This is a genomic window from uncultured Gimesia sp. (genome assembly GCF_937919775.1).
Taxonomy (GTDB): Bacteria; Planctomycetota; Planctomycetia; order Planctomycetales; family Planctomycetaceae; genus Gimesia.
The window spans coordinates 1-6,748 of record NZ_CALFPF010000424.1 but is presented as its reverse complement, the minus strand read 5'-3'; the positions used below and the strand labels follow the sequence as shown (position 1 = coordinate 6,748).

Sequence of the window (6,748 nt, the reverse complement as noted above, 5' to 3'; positions counted from 1 at the left end):
GGACAAATCAAGTTCTGAGTGCCATCGGCACGATGTGTGTGACCGCAAACGCCCGCTTAATCCCGTTCGTCTCTTTCGTGCCGTTCGTGGTAGTAAAAATTCTTACCATGACCGAAACGACAATTCATGCTAGAATCGCATTCACATACGAGACAACGCACCCCATCATCCTGTTCCGAGTGGATTACCTATGGAAACTTTAACGCCGCGAGATCAGTTTCTACAAAGCCTGGATCGCTGCATGGAAAATGAGAACTTTATCCCCGCGTTTTATGATCGTTTTTTGTCAACGTCTGATGAAATCCGCCATAAATTCCGGCATACCGATTTCGAGCAGCAAAACAAAATGCTGTTGCGTTCGCTCCGCTTAGCAGCCGGCGCCACAGCCGGCGATTCCGAGGCACTGAAAGAACTGCACGATCGCGCCAAAACGCACGATCAATACCATCTGAATATTGCGCCACCACTTTATGAGATCTGGCTGAAAGCAGTCATCGAAACGGTTCAAGAGTTCGACACAGAGTGGGACGAAACCGTTGAAACAACCTGGCGCACGATCCTCGGCTATGTCATCAACTATATGGTCAAACGGTATTGATTCTTGCCGCGGGTCTAGACAGCAGCCCGGCTTCCTTTTCGTGGTAGTAAACATACAGAATAGATCACGGTAGCGTGGGCACTGTTGGCTTGTGTACGGTCTTTACAGCCAGCTCACAGTGGCACGCGGCGGCTCTTTCCGGGTTATAAAAAACGGCATTATTCGAAGAGTTCGGGGCGGGCGTAGCGTTGCATGAGCATGCCGCCGGTGAGGTTCTGGACGTTTTTGAAGCCGGACTGTTGCAGGATGCGGGCGGCGACGTAAGCACGCATGCCCGTATGACAGACGGTGATGATCGGCCGCGTTACATCCAGTTCGTGCAGGCGGCCGCGGAGTTCGTCAACGGGGATGTGCGTGATCTCTGGGAAGCAGAATGTTTCGACTTCCTTCTGCGAGCGGACATCGAGAATCTGATAGCCGGAAAGGTCGGCGTCGACTTCGACGATGGAGGTCAGGTTGTCCAGATCGTTGCCGGCGACGAATGCCGCCATGTGGATCGGATCTTTGGCGGAACCGAAAGGAGGCGCGTATGCCAGATCGAGGCCCGCCAGATCGCGGATTGTGCCTTTGAACTTTAAGGCGGTCGCGATGACGTCGATGCGTTTATCCACGCCTTCCTTGCCGACGGCCTGGGCGCCTAAGATCTGTTCGGTTCCCGGGTCGTAGGTCAGTTTCAAAAACAGGGTTTCTGCGCCGGGATAATAACCGGCGTGATGTTTGGGAATCACAATGACCGAACGGTTATTGCGTTGTGATCTTTCGGCGGATTTTTTACTCAGTCCGGTCATGGCGGCCGTTACTCCGAAGACGCGGACGATGGCAGTTCCGACGGGTGAAATCATTGCATCGGCGTTGGCTGTGACCGCGTGTTGTCCGGCGATGCGGCCGGCGCGATTTGCGGGACCGGCGAGGGGAATTCGCTGCGGCTGCTCCAAAACGCCGTGCATGTATTCGACAGCATCACCGACGGCGTAAACATGCGGATGCGAGGTCTGCATGAATTCGTTGACTGAGATGCCGCCACGGTTGCCAATTTCGATGCCGGCGGCTTTTGCCAGACCAATGGCGGGGGCGACGCCGATGCCCAGAATCACGATGTCCGCGGCAATGGCTGTTCCGTTGCCGAGCGTGACACCAACGGCTGTTGATCCTTCCACGTTGACCGTTTCGACGGCGGTTCCCAGATGCAGTTTGACGCCATGCGCGGTCAGTTCATTTTGAACCAGCCGCGCCATCTCGGGGTCGAGCGGCGGCAATACCTGCGGCTGCAGTTCGACCAGTTCGGTTTCGATCTTCAGGCGATGCAGCTGCTCAACCATTTCCAGTCCGATAAAACCGGCGCCGACCACCACCGCGCGCTGGCAGTTGTGTTGTTTGATAAAAGCTTTGATGTTGTCGGCGTCATTCAGATTGCGGAGTGTAAAAACATTGTCCGCGTCGATGCCCGGCATGGGAGGCACAAGCGGCGCGGCGCCCATCGACAGGATCAGCCGATCCCAGGTTTCTTCGAACGACACGCCGGTTTCCTGATTCAGGACCGTGACCGTTTTTCTATCATAATTGATTGCCTGCACCAGATGTTTTGTGCGGACGTCGATATTGAAGCGTTGTTTGAACAGTTCGGGTGTTGCGACGATCAGCTTGCTGCGTTCGACGATTTCCTCGCCGATAAAATAAGGGAGACCACAGTTGGCAAACGAGACGTATTCATCTTTCTCGAACAGAATGATCTCGGCAGCTTCGTGACAGCGCCGGGCTCGCGCTGCGGCACTCGCGCCGCCGGCCACTCCGCCGACGATGACTACTTTTAATCGTTCTGTCTCGGACATTACATACCTCTCCTGTTGGTCACTGATACTTCATAACCGACTCTTGCAGCGGCATTATAGGTACAGAGGGTTCCGGCCACTACGGACAGGCATTCCTATTCGGGAGAAGAGTACGATCAGTGTGTTTCAGGTTCGGCAATGAAACTCATATGCAGTTCGGCGTGCCTGCGGTGCAGCAATTCCCACTCGTCGCGGGTTAATTCGCCAAAAAAGGGGCTCGCGTAACGTTGACTTTCCGTTTGGAGTCGTTGAATCGCGATTTTCAAATGTTCCAGACCTGCCCGATCCTCGACCGGGTCGGGGGCGAGTGCCTTTTTCGGTGCCCCCTGTAATTGAAAACCGGCTTTCATACCATGTTTTAAGATGCGGGGCTTGAAATAATAAGTGCCGATCATGCGAATGGGCCAGGCCATCTTGAATTCAAATCCATCGAGTGAACGATCCATCAAGCGGGCCAGATGATCGAAAATCAGCCCTTTGGACCAGTTGCCGGTTGTGGGTGCGTCGGCCGCGGTCAGCCGGATGGCGTCGTCGACAATTTCCTGTAGAGACGCGTATGACAGCGTTCTTCTGTCAGCAGTTTGAACAGACATGGCTCATTTTCCAACCGATGCGGGTTTACTCTGATTTTGTGAAAGGGCACTGGTCTATTCTTAGAGTTCCGATCCGGAATCTCAAGCCGAAATGCGGGTGTTTCAGAATCCTTTGCACCAATTGTCGCCGTAAACGGGGAGGCGTGTGACATCACCTTCAAAATAGTAAGCCTGGACCGTTTCGGGGATGGCGGGATGCTGCAGTTCGATTTGCTGACGCGAAAACCAGTTTTCGGCGACCCCTTCGACTTCATCGAGGATCGCGATACCCGGCCCGTTGACACTCCACAGTTCCCCTTGAATGCAGACGCCGTCTGTCGGATTGACAACAAGACCGGGATACTCGCCGCAATCGTACATCGTATAACCGGGAATGGTGCAGGCTGCTTCGAGAAACGTCTGACCTGCCAGATGATGGGAACGGCAGAAGCCGCGTTTTAAAGTTCCGTAGACAAAAATCAGCGTTCTGGATTCCGAGTGCATCGTCTTCGTTTCTACTCGTAAAGGATCTCTGCCTGCCTGAGGCAAGCTCGGGTTCGAATACCGGCGTATTTCAGCCAGTGAGCGCTGTTCGGACCCGGATTCTGTCATTTTTCAATCGGAATCGAAGCCTGTAAAGGACCAACCGACCTTACTTTTCCCCAATTGAAAGATTTGCAGGCGTGAAGACACTTCGCAGCAGGAGCGAATTCACTTAAAATCCGCTCTGATGCTGTTTGTCACCTTATGAATGTCGATTATACACAATCACTCCCTTGAAAGTCCGCCATGGAATGGTTTGCCTTTCTGATTTATTTTCTTTCCGCGATCTGCGGCGCGCTGGTTGTGTGGTTTGCGATCAAAGTCGGATTCCGTGTTTCCGCACCGGCGATCTCACAATTTCCCGAATCAGCGGAAATCACAGCTTCTGAGACTGAGCCTGCTGATAAAACGCCGCGCCTGTACTGGAATTTTACGGCGGCATTGATCATCGTGCCGACATTGCTGCTGGTGCTGGGAATCGCCGTTCGCCAGTTGCCGATTCTCAATCCGGTCACATGTGTTCTGGTAGGTGCGCTGGCATTGACCTGGCTGATGAGCCTCTGGTCGGGCATGCTGTCGTTTCAAGCACCGCTCCCGGCAGAGGTCGCTGAAGTCCCTCCGGAATTGTCTGCCCCGGAACGTGCTGAGAGTGAAGATGCCGACTTCAGATTGGCTGAGTGGACCATCACAAACACGAAGGAGGCACCGTGATAGTCGCGCTACTCTTGCTGCTGGTCCTGCTACCCGTTTCACTTTATCTGGCAGAAGCGACGAACCCGCCGGCGGATGTCGGGATCAAAACGAGACTGCTTGAAACGCTGCGCAGAATTGCGCGTGCACAGAACCAGAAACAAAGGCTATCGCATCAATGCCTGCTCTTCTTCTCGCTCGTCTGTTGTCTGTCTGCGATCTGCATCGTGCCGCAGTTTGCAGAGAGTCTTTCGCTGCGCTCGTTTTTGCTGATTGAAGGGCCGGCGCTGGTCGGCGGCGATTTTGCACCGATTGTTTTGCTGGGGCTGCTGCTGTTGCTGCACGTGGCGGGAGAACTCTGTCTGGCGATCACCGTTCAGAAGCAGGACCGGAATGCGGCGTTCTGTCTTAACAGTTTTTTCTGGCTCCCCCTGCTGTTCGCGTGGACTGCGGTCGCGTATTACCAGCCGGTTGGCAAGAGTCCAGCGGCAAGCGGCGCTGTCTCTTCGATGTGGCTTGTGCTGCTGCAACCGCTGGGCAGCCTGGCATTGGTTCTGTCATTAATCGGCCCCTATTTGCTGATCACTACCGCGCGCGTTCGCAGTGAAAACCCTGTCCAAAACTGGATTCGTGAATTGCGGATGCTGATCAGCCTGCTGATCATCGTGTTGACGCTTGTCGGCAGCCGCACCTGTTTTTCAGCGTCGGAGATTCAGAATTCACCCGTCGAAATCGTGCGTCTCGTCATGCTGCCTGTGATGACTTTGATCCTGTTATGGATTGTCATCCGGTCGCGAAACTTTTTTACTGCACGAGGCGGATTCGCTGCGGAAGCGTTCTGGAAGCTGACTCTGTGGCTCTCGTTGATCGCGGTGACGGCTTCGTTTCTTGCGTTTCACGTGTTAGGGATGACAGATCATTTGATGCATGTGTTATTGAATTTCAGTCTGCTGGCGATCTGGGCCGGATTTATCGTGCCGAAATATCCGGCCACATCGTCGGCGACACTTCAGGAATAATTCTTCGAACCCTTTTTCAGAAAACAGACGTGGAATGGACGAGCTTTTATTTTATCTGCCGCGCACTGCTGATAACCTGCTGTTTTTAACGCTGGCAGTGCTGATCCTGCTGATGATTACGGGCATCTACGGTTATTTGAACGGACACGCGCACGCACAGATGGAGACGCGACCTCAACTCCGCTGGGGCTGGCCTGCGTTGTCGCTGTTTGCGTTGATCATTTTATTTTTCTGGTTTGGACAGTCTCTGCATGACGATTCCGTCAGCCGACCGAGGGAAATCTTCATTTTGATCAGTCAATTTCTCACGGCGCTCATTGTACTGGGCTTCGGGGGGGCGGCGGTTTTATCTTCCAATTTGAAATGGGCGCTCACTGCAGCTACCGTCTCGTTTCTGACCAGCGGACTTTTATTTCTGCAAGCGGAGATGCTGCCTCTGGTGCTGTTATGCTGGCTGATTTCGGGGGGCGTAGTATTGCTGTTTCTCAATCGCGGTATTTCCGATCAGGGCTCATACGCTGATGAAATTGACGAAGAAGGTCCGTTTCGCGAGCCGTTCCTCTCCTGCCTGGCCTGTGGCTTACTGCTTTGCGGTTGTCTGTGGGTCGTGCATCGGGAGTGGGGGCCGAGCACCGGCGAGACAGCGACGACAACAGCAGCGGCAATGCCTCTCGAAGCGACGGCCCTGGTTCAGCGGTTCCTAACAGAACATTGGCCGACCTGCATTTTAGTGCTCATGTTTGTTGCGGTTTCCTTTGTGGGCATTACACGACTGACGGCTGATCCGCGCGAACCCGAATTCACGAATTCAGATGAGTACGGAGCGTGGCGATGATCCTACTTCAATCCATGCCCCTGTTGCATAATCACCTGCTGATCTCTGTGACGCTGATCGTGCTGGGTTTTCTCGGCATGCTGCTGCAGCGGAATGCGCTGGCAACGGTTCTTTCATTGCTCCTCTGGCTGCAGGGTGCCGGTCTGGTGTTTGCCTCTTATGGACAATATCAGGGAACGCGTGAAGGTAACTTCTACTTTCTGCTCATGCTGTTTGTCGTGATTACGCTCCTGTGTACGCTGGCGGCGCTCGTGTTTCATGCGCGCCGGAATTCACAACCGCCGCAGATTCCACCGAAAGTAGATGAACCGCGAACGCTCCCGATCACCCAGGAAGGAACACGCCCTGGTGGATAAAACGATCACGCTGTTACTGCAACTGAGCCTGATCATTCCGCTGGTGATGGTGCTTGTCGCTGCGCTGGTGACGTTTCGCGTTCTGAAAAGCAACCCCCGCTGGCCCGCATTCATCGGCGTGTCGCTGACGGCAATCGTCGCGCTCACCTCCGCGTTTTATTTCAGTCCCACGATCCAGCAGCAGTCTTATTCGCAGACTCTGTTGCGCTGGCTGTCCCTTTCGGATGAACCCCAGACGGCATTACAAATCGGCGTGCTGTTTGATCCGCTCAGTCTCTCGTTTTATCTGCTGATTTCAACGGCGTC

General features: G+C 54.1%; 10 protein-coding genes. 7 read left to right on the top strand and 3 right to left on the bottom strand.

Annotated features, from left to right (window positions below; all coding sequences use genetic code 11):
• Together Q0294_RS11635 and Q0294_RS11630 are read left to right on the top strand one after the other, a co-directional pair.
• On the top strand, window positions 1-203 hold a 203-nt coding region (locus tag Q0294_RS11635; protein WP_299465127.1), incomplete at its 5' end, for a hypothetical protein.
• Window positions 191-598, top strand: a complete 408-nt coding sequence (locus Q0294_RS11630) for a globin (RefSeq protein WP_299465124.1) — start codon at window positions 191-193, stop codon at window positions 596-598. The genes Q0294_RS11635 and Q0294_RS11630, both read left to right, overlap by 13 nt.
• 158 nt (window positions 599-756) lie before the next feature.
• Here Q0294_RS11630 and Q0294_RS11625 read toward each other — a convergent pair whose 3' ends face one another.
• The 3 genes from Q0294_RS11625 to Q0294_RS11615 form a co-directional block, all read right to left on the bottom strand.
• Window positions 757-2,427 carry an FAD-dependent oxidoreductase gene (locus Q0294_RS11625; protein WP_299465121.1) on the bottom strand — a complete coding sequence of 557 codons (1,671 nt, stop codon included), beginning with the start codon at window positions 2,425-2,427 and terminating at the stop codon, window positions 757-759.
• 116 nt (window positions 2,428-2,543) lie between these two features.
• Window positions 2,544-3,020: a DUF1569 domain-containing protein gene (locus tag Q0294_RS11620; RefSeq protein WP_299465118.1), complete on the bottom strand. Its 477-nt coding sequence runs from the start codon at window positions 3,018-3,020 to the stop codon at window positions 2,544-2,546.
• Between the two features lie 102 nt (window positions 3,021-3,122).
• Window positions 3,123-3,503, bottom strand: coding sequence for a gamma-glutamylcyclotransferase family protein (locus Q0294_RS11615; RefSeq protein WP_299465115.1), 381 nt, complete (start codon window positions 3,501-3,503; stop codon window positions 3,123-3,125).
• Window positions 3,504-3,788: 285 nt separating this feature from the next.
• On the opposite strand from Q0294_RS11615, the gene Q0294_RS11610 reads away from it, so the two are divergent.
• The 5 genes from Q0294_RS11610 to Q0294_RS11590 all read left to right on the top strand — a co-directional run.
• Window positions 3,789-4,253 (top strand): hypothetical protein, encoded by a 465-nt coding sequence (locus Q0294_RS11610; RefSeq protein WP_299465112.1) that lies wholly within the window; start codon window positions 3,789-3,791, stop codon window positions 4,251-4,253.
• Complete coding sequence (locus Q0294_RS11605) at window positions 4,250-5,251, top strand: hypothetical protein (protein WP_299465110.1); 1,002 nt, start codon at window positions 4,250-4,252, stop codon at window positions 5,249-5,251. The genes Q0294_RS11610 and Q0294_RS11605 overlap by 4 nt, the downstream gene beginning before the upstream one ends.
• 34 nt (window positions 5,252-5,285) lie before the next feature.
• The gene (locus Q0294_RS11600; RefSeq protein WP_299465107.1) at window positions 5,286-6,086 is read left to right on the top strand and encodes a hypothetical protein; all 801 of its coding nucleotides are present in this window, start codon (window positions 5,286-5,288) and stop codon (window positions 6,084-6,086) included.
• Entirely contained in the window at window positions 6,083-6,442 is a 360-nt protein-coding gene (locus Q0294_RS11595) for an NADH-quinone oxidoreductase subunit K (protein ID WP_299465104.1), read from the top strand. Before Q0294_RS11600 ends, Q0294_RS11595 begins: the two co-directional genes overlap by 4 nt.
• The coding region (locus Q0294_RS11590; protein ID WP_299465101.1) for a hypothetical protein at window positions 6,435-6,748 on the top strand (314 nt) is incomplete at its 3' end. The genes Q0294_RS11595 and Q0294_RS11590, both read left to right, overlap by 8 nt.